Source organism: Streptomyces sp. NPDC004752 (assembly GCF_053601275.1).
Window position 1 is genome coordinate 1 of sequence record NZ_JBSGBN010000177.1, and the last position, 16,582, is coordinate 16,582.

20 protein-coding genes and 5 pseudogenes are annotated in these 16,582 nt (G+C 67.0%); 11 read left to right on the top strand and 14 right to left on the bottom strand.

Annotation, left to right across the window (positions count from 1 at the left end; translation table 11 throughout):
* On the top strand, positions 1-356 hold a 356-nt coding region (locus tag ACWEKM_RS42000; RefSeq protein ID WP_451626576.1), incomplete at its 5' end, for a transposase.
* Between the two features lie 160 nt (positions 357-516).
* Here the strand turns inward: ACWEKM_RS42000 and ACWEKM_RS42005 are convergent.
* Both ACWEKM_RS42005 and ACWEKM_RS42010 read right to left on the bottom strand, forming a co-directional pair.
* The gene (locus ACWEKM_RS42005) at positions 517-1,323 is read right to left on the bottom strand and encodes an ISL3 family transposase (protein ID WP_451626577.1); all 807 of its coding nucleotides are present in this window, start codon (positions 1,321-1,323) and stop codon (positions 517-519) included.
* Positions 1,324-1,463: 140 nt separating this feature from the next.
* A pseudogene (locus tag ACWEKM_RS42010) lies at positions 1,464-1,745 on the bottom strand (transposase family protein); the annotation flags it as partial.
* Between the two features lie 382 nt (positions 1,746-2,127).
* Here ACWEKM_RS42010 and ACWEKM_RS42015 point away from each other — a divergent pair.
* Positions 2,128-2,469: pseudogene (locus tag ACWEKM_RS42015) on the top strand (transposase); the annotation flags it as partial.
* A 481-nt stretch (positions 2,470-2,950) separates the two neighbouring features.
* On the opposite strand, the pseudogene ACWEKM_RS42020 reads toward ACWEKM_RS42015, so the two are convergent.
* Positions 2,951-3,211: pseudogene (locus tag ACWEKM_RS42020) on the bottom strand (ISAzo13-like element transposase-related protein); the annotation flags it as partial.
* A 3-nt stretch (positions 3,212-3,214) separates the two neighbouring features.
* Between ACWEKM_RS42020 and ACWEKM_RS42025 the strand changes: the two are divergent.
* Entirely contained in the window at positions 3,215-3,955 is a 741-nt protein-coding gene (locus tag ACWEKM_RS42025; RefSeq protein WP_451626578.1) for a transposase domain-containing protein, read from the top strand.
* Positions 3,956-4,262: 307 nt separating this feature from the next.
* Here the strand turns inward: ACWEKM_RS42025 and ACWEKM_RS42030 are convergent, their stop codons facing one another.
* Positions 4,263-4,667: a 3'-5' exonuclease gene (locus ACWEKM_RS42030; protein ID WP_451626579.1), complete on the bottom strand. Its 405-nt coding sequence runs from the start codon at positions 4,665-4,667 to the stop codon at positions 4,263-4,265.
* Between the two features lie 771 nt (positions 4,668-5,438).
* On the opposite strand from ACWEKM_RS42030, the gene ACWEKM_RS42035 reads away from it, so the two are divergent.
* The 3 genes from ACWEKM_RS42035 to ACWEKM_RS42045 all read left to right on the top strand — a co-directional run bounded on the left by ACWEKM_RS42035 (position 5,439) and on the right by ACWEKM_RS42045 (position 7,339).
* Positions 5,439-5,627: a hypothetical protein gene (locus tag ACWEKM_RS42035; RefSeq protein WP_451626580.1), complete on the top strand. Its 189-nt coding sequence runs from the start codon at positions 5,439-5,441 to the stop codon at positions 5,625-5,627.
* A 286-nt stretch (positions 5,628-5,913) separates the two neighbouring features.
* On the top strand, positions 5,914-6,366 hold the full coding sequence (locus tag ACWEKM_RS42040) for a hypothetical protein (RefSeq protein ID WP_451626581.1): 453 nt from the start codon (positions 5,914-5,916) through the stop codon (positions 6,364-6,366).
* A 184-nt stretch (positions 6,367-6,550) separates the two neighbouring features.
* On the top strand, positions 6,551-7,339 hold the full coding sequence (locus ACWEKM_RS42045; RefSeq protein WP_451626594.1) for an SAM-dependent methyltransferase: 789 nt from the start codon (positions 6,551-6,553) through the stop codon (positions 7,337-7,339).
* On the opposite strand, the gene ACWEKM_RS42050 is transcribed toward ACWEKM_RS42045, so the two are convergent.
* The 7 genes from ACWEKM_RS42050 to ACWEKM_RS42080 all read right to left on the bottom strand — a co-directional run bounded on the left by ACWEKM_RS42050 (position 7,340) and on the right by ACWEKM_RS42080 (position 11,067).
* Complete coding sequence (locus tag ACWEKM_RS42050) at positions 7,340-8,281, bottom strand: helix-turn-helix domain-containing protein (protein ID WP_451626582.1); 942 nt, start codon at positions 8,279-8,281, stop codon at positions 7,340-7,342.
* A gap of 95 nt (positions 8,282-8,376) precedes the next feature.
* On the bottom strand, positions 8,377-8,613 hold the full coding sequence (locus tag ACWEKM_RS42055) for a DUF397 domain-containing protein (RefSeq protein WP_451626583.1): 237 nt from the start codon (positions 8,611-8,613) through the stop codon (positions 8,377-8,379).
* 699 nt (positions 8,614-9,312) lie between these two features.
* Positions 9,313-9,612 (bottom strand): hypothetical protein, encoded by a 300-nt coding sequence (locus ACWEKM_RS42060; protein WP_451626584.1) that lies wholly within the window; start codon positions 9,610-9,612, stop codon positions 9,313-9,315.
* Positions 9,609-9,842 carry a hypothetical protein gene (locus ACWEKM_RS42065; protein WP_451626585.1) on the bottom strand — a complete coding sequence of 78 codons (234 nt, stop codon included), beginning with the start codon at positions 9,840-9,842 and terminating at the stop codon, positions 9,609-9,611. The genes ACWEKM_RS42060 and ACWEKM_RS42065 overlap by 4 nt, the downstream gene beginning before the upstream one ends.
* Before the next feature lie 124 nt (positions 9,843-9,966).
* Positions 9,967-10,092, bottom strand: coding sequence for a hypothetical protein (locus ACWEKM_RS42070; protein ID WP_451626586.1), 126 nt, complete (start codon positions 10,090-10,092; stop codon positions 9,967-9,969).
* Complete coding sequence (locus ACWEKM_RS42075) at positions 10,092-10,514, bottom strand: ATP-binding protein (protein WP_451626587.1); 423 nt, start codon at positions 10,512-10,514, stop codon at positions 10,092-10,094. The genes ACWEKM_RS42070 and ACWEKM_RS42075 overlap by 1 nt, the downstream gene beginning before the upstream one ends.
* 37 nt (positions 10,515-10,551) lie before the next feature.
* Entirely contained in the window at positions 10,552-11,067 is a 516-nt protein-coding gene (locus ACWEKM_RS42080; RefSeq protein ID WP_451626588.1) for a hypothetical protein, read from the bottom strand.
* A 368-nt stretch (positions 11,068-11,435) separates the two neighbouring features.
* On the opposite strand from ACWEKM_RS42080, the gene ACWEKM_RS42085 reads away from it, so the two are divergent.
* Together ACWEKM_RS42085 and ACWEKM_RS42090 are read left to right on the top strand one after the other, a co-directional pair.
* Entirely contained in the window at positions 11,436-12,338 is a 903-nt protein-coding gene (locus ACWEKM_RS42085) for a helix-turn-helix domain-containing protein (RefSeq protein ID WP_451626589.1), read from the top strand.
* Positions 12,335-12,577: a DUF397 domain-containing protein gene (locus ACWEKM_RS42090; protein WP_451626590.1), complete on the top strand. Its 243-nt coding sequence runs from the start codon at positions 12,335-12,337 to the stop codon at positions 12,575-12,577. Before ACWEKM_RS42085 ends, ACWEKM_RS42090 begins: the two co-directional genes overlap by 4 nt.
* A gap of 482 nt (positions 12,578-13,059) precedes the next feature.
* Here the strand turns inward: ACWEKM_RS42090 and ACWEKM_RS42095 are convergent, their stop codons facing one another.
* Together ACWEKM_RS42095 and ACWEKM_RS42100 are read right to left on the bottom strand one after the other, a co-directional pair.
* Positions 13,060-13,605 (bottom strand): GNAT family N-acetyltransferase, encoded by a 546-nt coding sequence (locus ACWEKM_RS42095; RefSeq protein ID WP_451626591.1) that lies wholly within the window; start codon positions 13,603-13,605, stop codon positions 13,060-13,062.
* A 148-nt stretch (positions 13,606-13,753) separates the two neighbouring features.
* A pseudogene (locus ACWEKM_RS42100) lies at positions 13,754-15,069 on the bottom strand (IS256 family transposase).
* 127 nt (positions 15,070-15,196) lie between these two features.
* On the opposite strand from ACWEKM_RS42100, the pseudogene ACWEKM_RS42105 reads away from it, so the two are divergent.
* The 3 genes and pseudogenes from ACWEKM_RS42105 to ACWEKM_RS42115 all read left to right on the top strand — a co-directional run.
* Positions 15,197-15,448: pseudogene (locus ACWEKM_RS42105) on the top strand (transposase); the annotation flags it as partial.
* Positions 15,449-15,536: 88 nt separating this feature from the next.
* Complete coding sequence (locus tag ACWEKM_RS42110) at positions 15,537-15,881, top strand: IS3 family transposase (protein WP_451626592.1); 345 nt, start codon at positions 15,537-15,539, stop codon at positions 15,879-15,881.
* A gap of 93 nt (positions 15,882-15,974) precedes the next feature.
* On the top strand, positions 15,975-16,325 hold the full coding sequence (locus ACWEKM_RS42115; RefSeq protein ID WP_451626595.1) for a hypothetical protein: 351 nt from the start codon (positions 15,975-15,977) through the stop codon (positions 16,323-16,325).
* 72 nt (positions 16,326-16,397) lie between these two features.
* Here ACWEKM_RS42115 and ACWEKM_RS42120 read toward each other — a convergent pair.
* The coding region (locus ACWEKM_RS42120; protein WP_451626593.1) for an ATP-binding protein at positions 16,398-16,582 on the bottom strand (185 nt) is incomplete at its 5' end.

The window sequence follows — 16,582 nt, forward strand, 5'->3', positions numbered from 1 at the left end:
CCCACGACAGCCTGGCCCTCAAACCGCTGATCCGCGGTATACCAGCCGTCCGGTCCCGACGCGGGCCGCGGCGGCGCCGACCCGTCAAACTCCGCGCGGACAAGGCGTACTTCTCCGCCGAACACCTCACCTGGCTGCGCGAACGAGGACTCGTCCCACGCATCGCGCGCCCCGGGATCGAATCGAGCGAGCGGCTCGGCCGACACCGCTGGAAGATCGAGCGGTCGATCGCCTGGCTGTTCGGCTACCGCCGACTCACCGTCCGGTACGAGCGAAAGGGCTCCCACTTCCTCGCCTTCCTCGGCCTCGCAGCCGCCCTCACCTGCTACAAGAAGCTCGCCAAACTCACCACGTGAGACATCCTCTTAGTTCAGCCATCTGTTCAGAGGAGAGATCCATACCCGACTCAACGATCACGGACGCCTCAGGTTCCACAAACAGAATCACGAGACACTAGTACTCCAGCAGCACTTTTACGTTTTCCCTGTTCAGGGGTGGTTTGGGGGGTCTTCGAATTTAGGCGGGGTGCAGGTGTCCGCGGGCTCGGCGAGTGGTGACGCAGCGTGTGCGTAGGCGTTGGTTGGCGGGATTGCGGAAGCCGTGGGCTGCGCGGGCGACGAGCTTTATCACGCGGTTGATCCCTTCACTCTTGGCGTTGTTGTGGCCGGTGGCGGTGAAGGCAGCGGTCTCGGGCCACCAGCGGTCCACCGTGGTGGCGAGTTGGCGGACTTCGGGGATCTCGGAGTCGGCGCACCAGGTCAGAAACTTGAACCGCAGGTGGCCGGTGCGGTGGCGGCTGGCGCCGGTGCGGGCGCAGGCGAGCAGATCCCGTAGCCGTTCCTTGGCGATCCAGGCAGTCAGCAGGGTCATGCCGATGGTCCCGGCGTCGATCAGCGCGTTCCACATCGTGCTGAACTGGACGTCGGTGAGGTCCTCGCGGTTGCGCAGCAGCCGGCGCCTGGCCTTCCACTCCGGGTCGCGGGCCCGTCCGCGTCGGCCGCGCAGGGCCGCGGTGGTCCGGTGCCGGACGGTGTTGAGCATCTTGTCGGCGGGCTGGACCACGTGGAAGTGGTCGACAACCACGGTGGCATGGGGCAGGCCGGTGCGGATCGCGGCCCGGTAGCCGGGGGACATGTCGATCGCGACGTAGCGGATCTGCCGACGCCACTCAAGCGGTGTCGTGGCGAGCCAGGCCAGCACGTCCGAGGGAGCGCGGCCTCGGCCTGGCCGAGCAGGCCCTGGACGCCGAAGGCGTCCACGAAGCCGGTGTGCCAGCGGTCTGCCACGGGTTCCCACCGGCCGGTTTCCGGGTTCTGGCGCCACTGCGTGCGGCCCCGGCGGGTCTCGTCGATGCCGAGCACCTCGACGGGCTCCAGTGCCGCGGCGGTGACTTCTTCTCCGGCGGCGCGGAAGGCGTTCATCACCGTGGGCCAGGACAGGCCCAGGTCCCGGGCCGCCTGGACGACCGTGGAGGCGGCGTCGCGCACCCGCAGCCCGGCCGCGACTCGCAGCCGGGTGGTGATCCGGGCTCCGGCCGGGACCTGGCGCACTCGCTCGGTGAAGGTCCGGCGCGAGCAGGCCGGCTCGGTGCAGTACCAGCGGCGTTTGTGCCACACCAGCTCCAGCCCCCGCTCGCCGTAGGGCAGATCCCGTGGCCGGGTCTGCACGAGGCCCTTGACGCGCACGGCGAACACCCCGCAGGAGGGGCAGGCCCGCGCGGCCTCGTCCGCGGTGGTCAGGTGCACCGCCGGGTGCCGTCCGCGAGCCGCTCGACCTTCGCCACGGCCAGGCCGTCCAGGTCGAGCAGCAACGTCGTATTGTTGTCCAAGCCCGTGTGTCCAGGTGATCAAGCTGCGTAGAGAACAGTCATGATCGCCTACGACCACGGGCTTCCTGCGGCCAGGGGCAGGACTCAACTCGCCCGATTCTCACCGCCCGTGACGACGCGGCAGACCGCTCACAGTCAGACCCCGCTCATCTTCGAAGACCCGGTTTGGGTGAGTGTAGTGGGCTGGTTTCCGGCCTGTATTCTCTTTCCCGGACCGCCCCTCGATCGTGTGCAGCCGCCGGTGATGGTGGCAGTGGTCTGGGCAGCCTCCGGGCGTGATCGACGAGCGTGCAGTTGAGATCTGGAACGACGAACTCGAGGAACTGTTCCTGCGTACCGGCCACCGCTTCAGGCGCGTCGAGCCGCGTCGCAGGATGCGTGACTACATTCTGCTGGGCCCGGTCGGCCGCAAGAACGGCTGGCAGCTGGCCGAGTACGCCGGACACGCCACACCCGACCGCCTTCAGCGGCTCCTCAACGGCGCCCGCTGGGACGCCGACGAGCTCCGCGACGACCTTCAGCACTACGCAGCCGAACGGCTCGGCGAGCCTGACGGGATTCTCATCCTCGACGACACCGGCTTCCTCAAGAAGGGCACCACCTCGGCCGGCGTGCAGCGCCAGTACTCCGGCACCGCCGGGGCCTGTGTCTGAATAACTGTCAGAGTTGATCTGTGCAGGTGTCGTCGCGTGACGGTAGGCGGGCTTGTAGTTGGGCGAGGGTGCGGGCCGGGGTTCCGGGCAGTGGAGTGACTGCGACGCGGGGCAGGTCCAGGAGGCGGTGGCCGTCTTGGAACTGGTTGGACAGGTTGGTGCGGCCGACATTCAGGAGCTGGGCCAGAAGTGTGCTGGTGGCGGCTCTGCGGCGGCGTAACAGGGCGGTCAGTAGGCGGTGGTAGTGGTCGAGGCTGCTGGTCTGCGGGTGGAGGTAGCTGCGTGGGCGGTGGAAGCGTCGTTGGAATGCCGCCTCGGCCAGGGCGTCCCAGTACGGTTCCGAGATGGCGACCAGGTGGTCGAAGGCGGAGCGTGACATGCCGGTCAGGGCCGGGTCGGTGAGCATCGCGGTCAGGGCGGGACCGATTTGTTGTCGGCTCGGTGCCGGCTCGGGGTGCCGGGGTGCGACCGGTGCCAGGGTGTAGTTCCAGTCGCCGTGGAAGGCGTGGCGTGTGATTGGCAGGGCATGGAACTCGGCGGGTGGGACGGTGGTGCCCAGGTCATATCGGCCGGTGTCGAGTTCGGCTCCGATTCTGAGGCCGGTGCGAGTTGTCGTGGCGGCGATGGTCTCGATGACGACCTGGTAGCTGGTCAGGGGCCTGCCGCGCCAGTTCGCGGTGATGTGGCAGAACATCCGGTGTTCGATCTTGTTCCATTTCGATGTTCCGGGTCAATGCCGTTGCTTGAATTCGAGAACAACTGCCGTAGGTCGGGTGACGGCGGCTCGGTGTGGGTCGTTGATCTGGTCGTGCATCCGTGGAGTGGGTTGTCCGACGAGGTACGGCTGGGCGTGTTGACCGAGTGGGTGCCGCCGGAACTGGTGGACCAGGCGCTGGCGGAGTGCGGTCGGCGGGACCGGCGTCCGGGGGCGCTGCCGTCCCGGTTCATGGTCCACTACGTGCTGGCGTTGGCGCTGTTCCATCAGGACTCCTACGACGACGTCGCGGAGAATTTGGTAGGTGCCTGGTCGGATATGCACGAGGCGGTTCCGAACAAGTCGTCCTTCACTCGGGCCCGGCAGCGGCTGGGTGAGGCGTCGCTGAAGTCGGTGTTCCGGAAGCTGGCGGGGCCGGTGGCACCGCTGGGGCTTGCGGGTGCGTTCTACCGTGGAATGCGGGTCGCGGCGGTGGACGGGTTCGTGCTGGACGCGCCGGACACACCGGCCAACCGGGCCGAGCTGGGTGGGCTCGTGGACGCGCGGGGTAACCCGGCCGGGTTCCCGCAGGTGCGGGTGGTGACCTTGACGGAGGCCGCGACGCACGCGTCGGTGGACGTGCGGGTGGGCGCGTTCAGCGGCGGGGAACGGGAGTTGGCGGTCGCGATGGCCGGCAGCGCGGCGGGGATGCTCGTCATCATGGATCGCGGCTTTCCTGGCGTGGAGCTGTGGAAGGCATGGCGACGTTGCCGCAGATGACCGGCGTGTCCGGGCGGTGCGGCTGGCAGCCGGGGTCGGCCGGACGGTCTCCCAGGTGTGTATCTGCATGGCCAGCAGGAAGTGGTCGCCGTCGGCGGCGTCGGCCAGCGCGCTGATGATGCGGCTGCCCCTCGCGGCAGTGCCGACGGCGGGAGAACTCCTCGCCGAGCAGCGGATTGCTGCTCGGCGAGCCGGCGGGCGAGGTAGCTCTTGCCGGTGCCGCCGAGTCCTTCCAGCGACACCAGCACCCCGCCCGTCTCGTCGGCTTCCAGACGGCTCACGTCGGCGTCGTGTGTCGGTCGGCTGGTCAGAACAGCTCCTCCTGCCGGTGCCGGGGCTTGGCCGCGTCCTTGTCCTTGGTGACGGCCTTGGGTACGATCCCGGCGACCCGGTAGAGCTGGTCCAGCGTGGCCCACAGCCCGTCGGCGGCGCCGTCGACCAGCAGCCGGGCGAACACCGCGCTGGTCGCTTCCACGTTCGGCATCGCCCGGTGACGGCGGGCCGGGACGGGCAGCTGCATATACCGAAGCAGGTCGTCCAGGCGGCGACTGGGAAGATCGGGGTAGGCCCGGCAGGCCAGCCGCACAGTGTCGATCAGCGGTATTCGCGCCAGCGTCGGACAGGCGGCCGCCCAGTCGTACAGGATCCCGGCCTCGTAGGGGGCGTTCTGGGCGATGAGGACGGCGTCGGCGGGGCGGGCGTCGCGGAGCATCGCGGCGGTGATGTCGGTCTGCGCCGTCTCGGCCCCGGTGACCGGTACGTCCTGGGGCGGGCGGATCAGCTCCTCGAACCGGCCTTCGGCGACATCACTGGCCCAGAAGCAGGGAGGGGCTCTGCGCCTTGCCGTAATCGACGTGGGAGACGACCGGGATGGGCGGGGGCCGTCGGGCAGTGCACCGGGTTCCGAGACGCTGGAGGATCCGGTGTATGGGGCTGACAGTCGTCAGCTGGCCCGCCTTTGCTCGGGACGAATGTCGCGCGACGAGCGCAGGGGCGGGCCTCGACGGTGTCGGCGCGGCTGGGATGCCTGTTGACTGTCTTCTGCCGCCGGAGCCGTTTTCACCGTCCTGATGGTCCGGGGCCCGTGATTCACCCGCACGGGTGACTCACTGCTCCGGCTGTATGTTCAGATTTTCATGGGTATCGGGATCTTGCGGTGCCTCGCTGGCCGCGCCCGGCGCGCTTCGGCGTCCAATCTGAGAGATTCTGACCGGAGTTCACCGTTGTTGAATGACTGACGCGGAGTTCCCGGCTCCGTTTTCACGTTTGCCGGCGGATGCACCGGTCGCTTCCCTGGCGCTAGCGTTCGAGTGCAGGCATGGAAAAGGGCTTCGAGTCGATTTTGCGGTCAGTCTCGAAGCCCTTCATTCCGTGCCTGATTCAATCCCCGAACCCAGGAGTACGAGAGTTGATTCAGCACGTGCGAAGGAATTTGGCGCGCCTTCTTCCTTCACCTTCCGAGGCTAACATTCCGCTGTCTGCCGTGGTCCAAACCGCTCCCGTCGGCGTCTTCTTCGTGACGCTGCGCCTGAGCTTTCCCCTGGTGGCCGGTATCACCCAGCTGTCTGTGTGGCAGCACGTGGAGGTACCCACGCAGTTGTTGGGACTGCTGACTGCCACGGTGCTCGCCGACCGCAGTGCGGTCTCCTACCTGAAGGTCCGCAGGAACTGACCCGTCCGGCTCCGTCGAGCGACGCCTGTGCACCCTGCATGAGGTGCGCAGGCGTCCTCTCCCGGCGCCCGGCAGTGCCGGTCGCAGCCCGGGCTAGCGCGTATCCGCCCGGCGGGGCTACGACCGGCACTGCTGTGCCAAGGCGCTGCCGGGCAGCCGCGGCGTGAGCCGATCAGCGGGTCATCGAAGACAGTGCGTCGCAGTCAGGAAGGCAGAAGAAGTGCGAACGCCAGGGAGTAGGGCACCGGCCCTGAATGGTCGGTCCCGTCGGCGCATCTCAAGGGACGTGGATGTCTGCACAGGCAAGGCCCTGTCCGGCCTGTCGGTGACATATGAGGTGTTCTGCCGGGGCTGGTGGCCGGTCTACTGGCGCTACGGCGCAGCCTGTGCTGGCTCCGCCGCCGTGGGGATGGCGGTTGCAACGGCGGTGCTGAGAGAACTGGGGTCGCGTTGGCAGGCCGTGCTGAGCAGCCCGTCCCCAGCCGTGATGGCCTGGGAGTTGCTCGTGGAGTGCGCGAGTTCGCGCCGTACTGCATCCGTCCGCTGTCTGTATCGCGTTCTTGAACGTCGTGAAGCAGACGCGCTGCTGCTGCGCCACAAACTGGGTCTGAGCGCGCAGGAAGGCGGCGAGGTCATGGGGCTGGGCGGTGCCGAGTTTGCGTTGTTGAGCCGGCGAGCGCTGTGCAAGGTGGCACTTCAGACCGGATCCGAAGATGCCACAGGCTGGCGCCTGGAATGATTTGCGGGGAGTGCGCCGGTGTGCACGGGAAAGCCGGGGTCACTGGTCTGCGTCGAGAAGTGTTCCCTCGAAGGTGAATGCAGGTGGCCTTCAGCTGTTGAGCGCTTCTAACATGAGCTTCCTCCGTTGGGGATCGCGTGGCCACATCGGGTCATGCGGGCATGAGTGTGGGGAGTGGCTCATTATTGACCTCAGCAGGCCCAGCGTCGCCCGGATGTACGATTTTCTGCTCGGCGGCACGGACAACTACCAGGTCGACCGCGATGCGTGTGACGAGCTGCTGCAGATGGCACCCAGCTCAAAGGACCTGGCGCTCGTCAATCGTGCCTTCCTCGTGCGGGCCGTGCGCTACCTGGCGGCCGAGTGCGGCGTGCGACGCTTCCTCGACCACGGCTCTGGGCTTCCGACACGCCCGAATGTGCATCAGGTGGCCCAGGAAGTGGATCCCTCCAGCAAGGTCGTCTACATCGACAACGATCCCGTCGTCCTGGCGCACGGACGGATGATGCTGGCCGAGGATCCCAGCACGACGGCCGTACTCCGGGCAGACATGCGTGACACGGACGGCATCTTTGGCAGTGCCGAGGTACAGCGACTGCTGCATGACGCCCAGCCGGTCGCGGCCCTGTTCGTATCAGTGCTGCACTGCATCCCCGACAGGGACAACCCCTGGGCTCTGGTCCGCGAGGTGGCCGGGCGGCTGCCGGCAGGGAGCTACATGGTCATCTCGCACCTCGCCTCGGATGACGCTGAACTGCGCGCCTCCGTCACCGACTTCATGGCCGGCGTCACCAGCAACAACTGGGGTCAGGTGCGCTCCATCAGTGAGGTCAACCGCTTCTTCGAGGGGTTGGAACTCGTGGAGGGAATCGAACCGGTGGAAGTGTCCCACTGGAGACCGGACAGCGATCTCGCCCCCCGCCAGCGGACCGAGGAGTGGATCGAGTACGGAGCCGTTGCACGCATCCGCTGACTAGCGGGGGCCCGTCAGCTTGTCGATGTACGTCTGCAGCAGCTGAAGTGTCTCGTCCTTCTCTCCGGTGCGCGTCCACAGGTCGTCCATGCACGCCTGGTACGGCTCCACCTCGCCGGGATCCACCAGGTACTCCCCGCCCCGGTTGGTGTTCTCCAGGTAGAGCAACTGGCCTTCCTCACCGTCATACGGCTTGAAGAGCGTCATGGACGGATGGCGGGCGCTTCCCAGTTCCTGCGCCGAGCTCGGCAGGATCCGGATGTGCACGTTGGGCTTGTTCTCGGCCAGATTGAACAGATGCCGCAGCTGCTCACGCATCACGGCTGTGCCGCCCGTGCGCTTGGCCAGGGTGCTCTCGGCGATCAGGGCCTGGAAGTAGGGAGCGTCCGGCTGGTCCAGCAGGTTCTGGCGCCGCCGGCGCACCTCAAGGCGCCGATTCACCAGCTCCTCGCTCTTCTGGCGCGTTGCTTCGCCGACCGTGAGCCGGTAGTAGTCCTGCATGAGCGCCCTGGTGTAGGCAGCGGTCTGCAGCATCCCGGGGACATTGAACTCCTGGTAGGTGTGGATTCCTTTGGAGACGGCCTCGGTGGCGAAGACGCGTGCCAGGTTGTCGCCGACGACGTCCGAGTAACTCGCCCACCACGCCTGCTGAAGCGACTGCCGTACGAGCAGGACGATCTCGTCGATCATCGCAGGCGAGGCATCGTAAAACCGGCAGAGGTTGATGACGGTATGCTCGTCCAGCTTCCTGTTGGGCTTGGTCTCATACCGGCACAGGGTCGCGGTCGAGCCAATGCCCGGCACCTTGCCGACGACATCGCTCTGCCGCAGCCCGGCCTCCTTGCGGAGAAACCGCAGATAGTTGCGGACTACACGCGCAGCGGCATTCGGAGTGGTGGGCGACTCATGGCCCCCCACCAGGGCCAGAACATTCCCCGGCACCGGTACCTCTCCTTGCGAACGGGCGACGCGACCTTGCGCCGCCCGCTCAGCATCTACAGTCAGCCGCCCTGGAGGCAAGTCGTTGCCGGAGAGTTTCAGACAGTCATGCTGTTGAACTCACCCTTGCAGGCCCCGTCGAGAAATGCGGCGATCTCCGCCCGCGTGAATACCAGCGCGGGTCCGTCGGGGAAGCGCGAGTTACGAACCGCGACTTCGTTTTCATTCACGCGTGCAAGCTCGACGCATTCGTTGAGTGCGTCGCTCGCTGTTGCCTTCACCCAGTGTGTGCCAGTGATCCAGCTGGCCTGCATGCCGTTGGTGAACGAGTTCATTTTCGCACCTGCCCTTCGTGCCTGACCAGCACCGACGGTCTCGGTGCTGGCTGCTTCCCCTTGCCTCACGGCCCCGCTTGCATAACTGCCTGAAATTTCACAGGGCGGTGAACATGTGCTGGAAGCATAGCGCTGGCGGCCTCTGGATGGCGTCCCCCGAAAGAGCGTTCTCCCTCAATCGGAAGGCGTTTATAGGACTGACAGTGCAGGGTGATAGGCGGTCTTGAAGTGGGGACGGAAAATGGCCTGAGATGAACCTGTGGCGGGGGGTGGCGCACCCCGGCGGTTCACCGCGCGCTGATTGGGCCTCTCGACGCCGTTGTGGGTGACAGGTGCCAGTCTGCGCACGCACTGCTTGCCCATGCCCCTCATCGACCGGCTCGGCGACCGCTTGGCTCCAGAGCGGGCATTCGTCGCCCGAGCAGCGGTGTTCGCCGAGAGAACGGTCGGTGACGGTCGGTGTGGTCTGTACCTATATCGGAGAGATGAGGTATGCCGCTGGCGGGGACTGGTGGCTGAGGATCAGGATTTGACGGCCGTCGAGGAGGCGGTTGCCGATGCCGCGGTGCGCGGTCATGGCTTCGGCGCTTGGATCTTGAGGTCCCGCGCCAGCGCGGCCAAAGCGTCGGCGGCGGCTAGGCCCTTGATGGACTTGCCGCTTTGGGGCGTGAGGACGACTTTCGCGACGGTCTGGGGGTGTCACTGTTCAACTCCTCGGCGTGCGTCGGTGATCTGCTGGCACAGCGCGGCGAATCGCATCTCGTCGGCGGCCACCAGACGGTGTATGACGGGTGTCGGCCGTCGTCGGGATTGCACTCGGCACACGGCCGCGAGGGCGAGCGCAGCGAAGAGCGCGAAGGCGAGGCGGCTGGGGTCCCGCCCGGCGCTGGGGCGCTTCGGCTCCCCGTGGGGGACGTACGGAGCCGTGTTCTCCCAGCACCGGGCGCCGGGTCGGGCCGACAGGGAACGCGGCCCGACGTCTGCGGTGGGGGGCGTCATGCATCGTCTCCCATCAAGTCCAGGACGGCGAGTATCGCCAAGGCATGCCGACGCAGGTACGACAGCGCCTGTGCGGGGGACGGCTGTTCATGGCGCAGGACGAGCACGAGGCGCAGCTCCTCAGTCGGGTACACCGCGACGCGGTGCGGAACGACCTGCACCAGCTGGCCGGTGGCCCGGCGGAACCGGTCGGCGATCCGTGCCGCGTCCGCGGCGGTCGTCGGCGCCACCTCGGGGAGCCGCCACCGTGGGACGGGCAGGCTCCAGCGGCCTATGAGGGCGTCGATCTTCTGGCCAGGGGCGGCGGGCCCCGGCTGGTCGCTGAGGACTTCTTCGAGGGGGTCGATCAGGTCATCACCGATACCGCTCGTCAGCGGGGGAGCGGGACAGAAGGTGCGCGATCCGGTGCTTCAGCTTGTCCTCGGCGCCGACCGGTCGGATCAGGAGTCCGGCGGTGGTCACGTCGTTGACGGCCACCATCATGGCCTCCTCGAGGGAACGCGGAATGTGGCCCAGGTGGTGCGGCCGTCGTTGGTGACGCCCCACTTCCGCGCGAGTACCGTGACGAGCAGCAGGCCGCGCCCTGATACGTCGTCGTCGCTGGCAGAGCGCATCCTGGCTGGAGCCGGATTGCCGTCGGTGACCTCAATGCGGATTTCGTTGTCGGGGTACAGTACGCGCAGCACGACATCGCCTGTTCCGTGCTCGACGGCGTTGCTGACCAGCTCGGAGACGACGAGCACGATGTTGTCGGCCAGCGGCCCGCGCACGTGCCACAGCCCGAGGAAGGCCGTGGTGATCCGCCGTGCGCGTCCGACGCACACCGGGTCCGGTTCGAAGGCCGCCTCGAAGGCACGCGATGTCTGCGGCAGCCGCTTCGCAGCGTTTGTGGCGGCGCTCATCAGCGGCTTCCCCAGCGGGCTGTGTGTCGGCCCGGCCTCACGATGTCGTTCCCGCGGTCTCCGTGGTCACGAGCGCGACGAACCCGCCGCTCTCTTCGACCAGGGCGAGCTGGAGTTCGTACTCGTCAAGGTGCGGGCTGATGATCGAGTGTGTGAGCGCAACGACCCCGTCGGCGAACCCGGCCCGGATCTGCTGACGTACGGCGGACCAGCCGGGCCGCAACAGCGGATCGGTCACACCGAAACGGTCCGTGAACACCTGCATTGTGCTGATCTGCCAGCCCTCTTGGAGGGCGTAGTCCCGTGCCGCGCCGCAGGAGTGCGCAGGCTCGATGCCGCGCGCCGCGAGCAGGTACAGACACACCCGCGGGACACGCCCCGCTGCCTCAATATGCGTCAGGCAGCGGTCGAGCACGTCGCGACGGATGTTCATCAGACGGACCAGCGGGTCCATCTCCACGCGGATTTCGTCGGGGTGGAACCGTACGTGGAAGTCACGCTCCCGGTCCGTCCGGTCATTGCCCTTGTGGAGGGCGCTGAAGCTCTGGTGCATTGCTGGTCTCGGCTCGCTAGGGGGCGGTATGGGGGTGTCGGCGCGGCCCGGTTCCCGGAGGTTTCCTGGGCCGGCCCTCACGGAGGCCGGGACCGCGCACGTATCCGGGGGCACATGCCTCCATGGGGCCGACGGAGACGGGCTTCGGGTCGACCTCCGCAACCAGCTTGATGCGCGCGCTAGTTAACATTCAAGGGAATCCCCAGACGGGCACGAATTGGCAAGTGCCATTGTGTGGACAGAGGGTGTTGCAGAGAGGACGGGCCGTGCCAAACTCCGGACACAACCTTCTTCCTGACGGACAGACACCTCGGTCCGGAGGACAGAGGCTCCGATCTGGCGAACAGCGAACCGAAGCGAGGGGACAGGTGGCGGCACGACGGGGACCGACGTACCTGCGGGTCATGCTCGGCAAGGAACTGCGTGAACTGCGCGAGCGGAAGAAGAAGTACGCCGAGGAGATGGCCGGGCCGGGTGAGGAGGTGGGCTCCTGCACCGCCGAGGCCGTCTCCACGAAGCTGGGCTTCTCCCGATCGAAACTGAGCCGTGTGGAGGCCGGCGAGATCCCGCTGCCCAAACTGGCGGACCTCGAAGCGCTGATGGACGAGTACGACGTCATAGAGCCCAGCGACCGCGATGTCCTGCTGCAGATGCAGCGCGATTCACTCAAGAGCGAGCCCGTGACGACCTTCAGGAACGTGCTCCCCTCCGGGATGCCGCGATACCTGGGTCTGGAACGTGAGTCCGTGCGCATCCGGGGCTTCGAGAACAACGTGGTGCACGGCCTGCTCCAGGACGAGCAGTACGCGAACGCCCTCATGGGCTCAGCCAAGATCGTGGAGGAACGAACGACCGACGCCGTCGAACGCAGCGTCCAGGCCCGCATGGAACGCAAGACCCTGCTGGACGGCGACCGAGAGGTCCACATCATCCTGACTGAGAGCACGCTGCGCACGAAGATCGGCAGCACCGAGGTCATGCGCGCCCAGTACGCGGAGATCATCCGCCTCTGCGAGCAGGACAACGTAGAGGTGCAGATCATCCCCGAAGACCTGTCCACCTACCGCGCGGCGTTCTGCTTCACGGTGCTGGAGTTCGACGAGCTGGACCCGGTGGTCCAGAGCGACGGCTACCGATCCATCACCATGTGGTCGAAGCCCTCCGATGTTGGGCAGTACCAGCGGCAGTTCGATGCCATGGTAAAGGCGGCGCCGGGGCCCTCCCAGACGCCGTCATTCCTGATGGAACTCGAAGAGAAACTGTGGAAATGACTGATTACACGAAGCCCGTTCCCTCCACCGAGTTCGCGCCGGAAGGGTCGTGGTTCAAGTCGTCATACAGCGACCAGGGCGGCGGCAACTGCGTCGAGGTCGCAGTCCGGCAGGCCCAGGTCGGCATCCGTGACTCCAAGGAGAAGAACGGCCCGGCCCTGTCCCTGCCCCGGTCCACCTACATCACGTTCATCGACACGGTGAAGTCCGGCGCCGCCGACTTCGGTGTGGTCGACTGACCGTCTGCGAACGGATTGTGGCGTGGTCCTCTCCAGGGGATTTGGGGAGGATTCACGCCACATTCTTTGTTCATTGAGCGCCCTCGTCCACGGAACCACCAGGACGCGTCTCCCGAGCCTACGTGCGAGAGTTGATGTTGTCCCGGCTCCCAGCACGGCGTGTGAGCCATCGGAGTCTGACCAGGGGGCGCCGCACGGACGCGAACAGACGCGGGCACAGCCAGATGGGCGGTGCCGTTTGCCGTCGAGATCGGTCATCCGTGCAGCAGCAGGTTCCGTAGCCGGCCAGTAGCGTCGTGTTCCGCCGATGGGGGAAGCCCTGGATTGAAGTTCCCCTACTGATGTGGACAGCCTGATACTGGGGCGGATCGTCGAGTAATTGTCAAAGCCTGTGGATTGGATGGGGCGATCGGATGGTTGAGGCATCGTCGCATTCGGCGAGGATGCCGCCACGGGGCGGCGCCCTCGCCGACCAGCGTCGGTCAGTCGGCGTGGACCGCAGGTAGTTCCTTGTAGTAGCGAACGAGCGGCAGCGCCGTGAATCCGGCCTTCTCGTAGGTGTGCCGGGCCGCGGCGTGGCCGGGATCGCCTCCCGTCGCGATGTGGGCGAGGTGGATGCCGGCGGCGCTGATCCGATCCAGCGCAAAGGCAAGCAGTGCGCTGCCGATACCCCGGCACTGCTGGTCCGGATCGACGGCGATCATGTCGATCTCCGCGCTGCGCGGGTCGTCGTGGAAGGCCACGGCGACGAATCCGACGGGCCGGGTGTCGATCTCGGCAACCCAGACCTTAATGCCCTCATCCCGGCACACCTCCTCGACCGCACGGGCCTGGTCCGCAGCCCAGTCCGGATAGACGATCCGGTTGAGACGGGGGCCGAGCACGCGGAACATCGACTCAAAAACCGGCTGCCAGGCTCTGAGCGAGAGGACCACGACAGCGCCGATGTCGTCAGCCTGCTGCGGGCGAATGACGAACGGCGCGAGGGATGCCTCAACGCCAGGGCGGGATGACTGCTGGTTGACCATGTCTTCTCTCCATACCGATCACGGCAAACACCACCGGGCGCGAAGCGGCGGGTGGTGGACTGACACGGTGACGCGGCGGACGAGGGCCCGCTGCGCTAGACGTGGCGGGTGCGGCCGGCCGCGAAGCAGCACAGCGCAAGGTGCATGGTCATGTGGGGAGGCTATGAAGCCGGGCGAGTATGTGTCCACTCCTTTTGGGCCAATGCGGCGGCCAGGCAGCGGCATTTCCCTGCCGTTCCACCAGCACGCCACGGTCGAAGCGGGCCCCGGCACGGACGAAAGTGACCAGGTGGGCGCCGTTGACTGCTCTCCAACGGGCCTGGGCTGACTCGACGAGCTTGAACACCATCGCGAGGGCCGCGGCCGGGCTGCCCGCGCCGCGCGTGACCTTGGTGCGGAGCTTGACCGTGGAGAAGGTCGACTCGATGGGGTTCGTGGTCCGTAGGTAAATCCAGTGCTCCGCCGGGAAGTCGTAGAACGCCAGCAGCTCCTCCCGGTCCTCGGTGATCTTCGCGACCGCCTTGGGCCACTTCGCACCGTAGGTCTTCGCTAACGCCTCGATCGCCCTCTCGGCGTGCGCGCGGTCCTCGGCGTTGTAGATCTCCTGCATCGCCTTCGTCGCGCCCGGCTGTGCGGACTTCGGCAGGGCGTTCGTGATATTCCGGGCCTTGTGGACCCAGCACCTCTGGTGGCGTGCAGCCGGGAACACCTCAGCGAGCGCCTTCCACAGGCCCATCGCGCCGTCGCCGACGACCAGCTCGGGATCGCGCATGCCGCGCCTGCGGCAGTCGCGCAGCAGGTCGGCCCACGACTCGGTCGACTCACGCAGCCCCTCGGCCAACGCGATCAGCTCCTTGGTGCCGTCCAGCCGCACACCCATCAGCACCAGCACACAGGAGTGCGCCTGCCCGAGCCGGACCTTGGGATGCACCCCGTCCGCCCACACGTACACGTAGTCGGACTCGGTGAGGTCACGCTGCTGGAAGGCGGCGTGGTCGTCGCTCCACTGCTTCGTCAGCCGGGTCACGGTAGCCGGCGACAGCCCGGCCGCCCCGAGCCGAGGAACTGCTCCAGTGCGGGCACGAAGTCCCCCGAGGACAGCCCGTGCAGGTACAGCAGCAGCACCTCGCTGACCTTGGGCGACTTGCGGCACCACGGCGGCAGGATCTTCGAGGAGAACCGCATCCGCTCGCCGGTGGCCGCGTCCACCCTCTTGTCGTTCACGCGTGGGGCCGTGACCTCGACCCGACCTGCGGCGGTGGTCACGGTGCGGGGCCGGTGGTGGCCGTTGCGGACCACCAGGCGCCGCCCGGCGGTGTCCGTCTCGGCGGCCGACTCGGCTATGTACCGGTTGACTTCGGCCTCCAACGCGGCGGCGAGCATCCGCCGGGCGCCCTCGCGGACGATCTCGTCGATCAGGGAGCCGGACTCGGTGGAACCGTCGGCGTTCACTACGCTGAGCACGGGCGTGCCTTCCCGACCCGCGCTGCGAACGCGGGCCTACTCGGTGACCATCACAGGATCATTCGGGCAGGTACACCCTCCGCGTCCAAACCGAAGCTGATCCACAAGTCTTGAGCACTGCTCGCGGATCGTCCCCGGGGAAGCAGTCCAGGTTGAGTGGCAAGAGCAACATGAGCAAGCGGTAACGGCCGAGTTCAAGCGCGACGCGGTTGCGCTCGTCCGGTCGTCGCCGCATCGGAACGTCACTGAGATCGCCCGGGAACCGGGGGTCAGCCCCGAAGGGCTCCGCGGCTGGGTGAAGCAGGCGAAGACCGGCCCGGGCGAGGGGCCCGCCGACGCGCTGACCAGCGATGAGCGCGACGAGCTCCGGCGCCTGCGTCGCGAGTTGGCCGAGGTGAAGAAGGCGAACGAGATCTTGGTGAAAGCCGCGGCCTTCTTCGCGAAGGAGATCGTGAAGCAGGCACGGTGTGCCGCTTCATCGATGCGGAGAGGGCGAGGCGAACCCCGATGGCTACAGTGTCACGCTGCTGTGCCGCGCGCTGGGCGTCAACCGTTCGACCTGCTACGCCTGGCTCGCTTCACAGCCTGCCGTCGCCGAACGGCAATGCGACGACGGGGAGTTGGCCGACCGGATCCGCGAGATCCACGTCGGCTCGCGGGGCGCCTGCGGCGTTCCGCGCGTGCACGCTGCCCTTCGGCGGGCGGGGCACGTGATCAACCGGAAGAAGGCCGGGCGCCTCATGCGCGAGCGCGACATCCGGGGCATCACCCGCCGCAAGCGTGTCGACGGTCACGTAATTCCCCGCGGCTAACTTCACGTAATTCCCCAGGACGTCGTCCCTCCGCTGGGGGCACCGGCTTCGTGCGTCGGGAACCTGGACGATCGGCTGATCGTCTTCTTGAGCATGCCCCGCGTTCTTATTCTTGGAATCGACCCGCGTGCAGTGCCCGGGATGGACGGAGACGCCATCCGAGCGGCCCTTGAGCAGGAACTGGCCAGATTCGGCGATCACGCCATCGATGCGTCCATGACGCTGATCGAGCTGGACGAGTCGGCCGAGTCGACGATCGTTGCAGCGCTGTCCGAGCACAGCTGGGACGTCGTCGTCATCGGGGGTGAGATCCGCAAGCCGGAGCCGCTCATGCCGCTGTTTGAGCAGGTCGTGAATCTGGTTCGGCGGCATGCGCCGAAGGCGGCGATCGCGTTCAACACGAGCGGCGGTGACAGCGTCGAAGCCGCTCAGCGGTGGCTGTGAGCCGGAGTGTGTCGACGGTGATCCCTCAGGGGCTGTGGCCACGCAACTGCCCAGCCCCTGAGGTGGTTTCGCCTATTTGACCGGGGGCTTGGTCGGGTTGGTAGGGCCCTTCGGTCGTTTGTTGGGCCGGTAGCTGGGGCCGTTCATGATGACTTGGTGGCTGGCGTTGATCAGCCGGTCGAGGAGGGACTCCGCGACGACCGGGTTGGGGAAGAGGGGATACCAGTCGCTGGGTGCCCTGTTGCTGGTGATGATCA

What these genes read in the sequence shown, in the direction of transcription:
- ACWEKM_RS42025 (WP_451626578.1), top strand. Translation starts at nt 3,215, where the DNA reads ATGCCGTTGCTTGAATTCGAGAACAACTGCCGTAGGTCGGGTGACGGC.
- ACWEKM_RS42030 (WP_451626579.1), bottom strand. Translation starts at nt 4,667, where the DNA reads ATGCTCCGCGACGCCCGCCCCGCCGACGCCGTCCTCATCGCCCAGAAC.
- ACWEKM_RS42055 (WP_451626583.1), bottom strand. Translation starts at nt 8,613, where the DNA reads ATGAACTCGTTCACCAACGGCATGCAGGCCAGCTGGATCACTGGCACA.
- ACWEKM_RS42060 (WP_451626584.1), bottom strand. Translation starts at nt 9,612, where the DNA reads ATGACGCCCCCCACCGCAGACGTCGGGCCGCGTTCCCTGTCGGCCCGA.
- ACWEKM_RS42070 (WP_451626586.1), bottom strand. Translation starts at nt 10,092, where the DNA reads ATGGTGGCCGTCAACGACGTGACCACCGCCGGACTCCTGATCCGACCG.
- ACWEKM_RS42075 (WP_451626587.1), bottom strand. Translation starts at nt 10,514, where the DNA reads ATGAGCGCCGCCACAAACGCTGCGAAGCGGCTGCCGCAGACATCGCGT.
- ACWEKM_RS42080 (WP_451626588.1), bottom strand. Translation starts at nt 11,067, where the DNA reads ATGCACCAGAGCTTCAGCGCCCTCCACAAGGGCAATGACCGGACGGAC.
- ACWEKM_RS42090 (WP_451626590.1), top strand. Translation starts at nt 12,335, where the DNA reads ATGACTGATTACACGAAGCCCGTTCCCTCCACCGAGTTCGCGCCGGAA.
- ACWEKM_RS42095 (WP_451626591.1), bottom strand. Translation starts at nt 13,605, where the DNA reads ATGGTCAACCAGCAGTCATCCCGCCCTGGCGTTGAGGCATCCCTCGCG.
- ACWEKM_RS42115 (WP_451626595.1), top strand. Translation starts at nt 15,975, where the DNA reads ATGCCCCGCGTTCTTATTCTTGGAATCGACCCGCGTGCAGTGCCCGGG.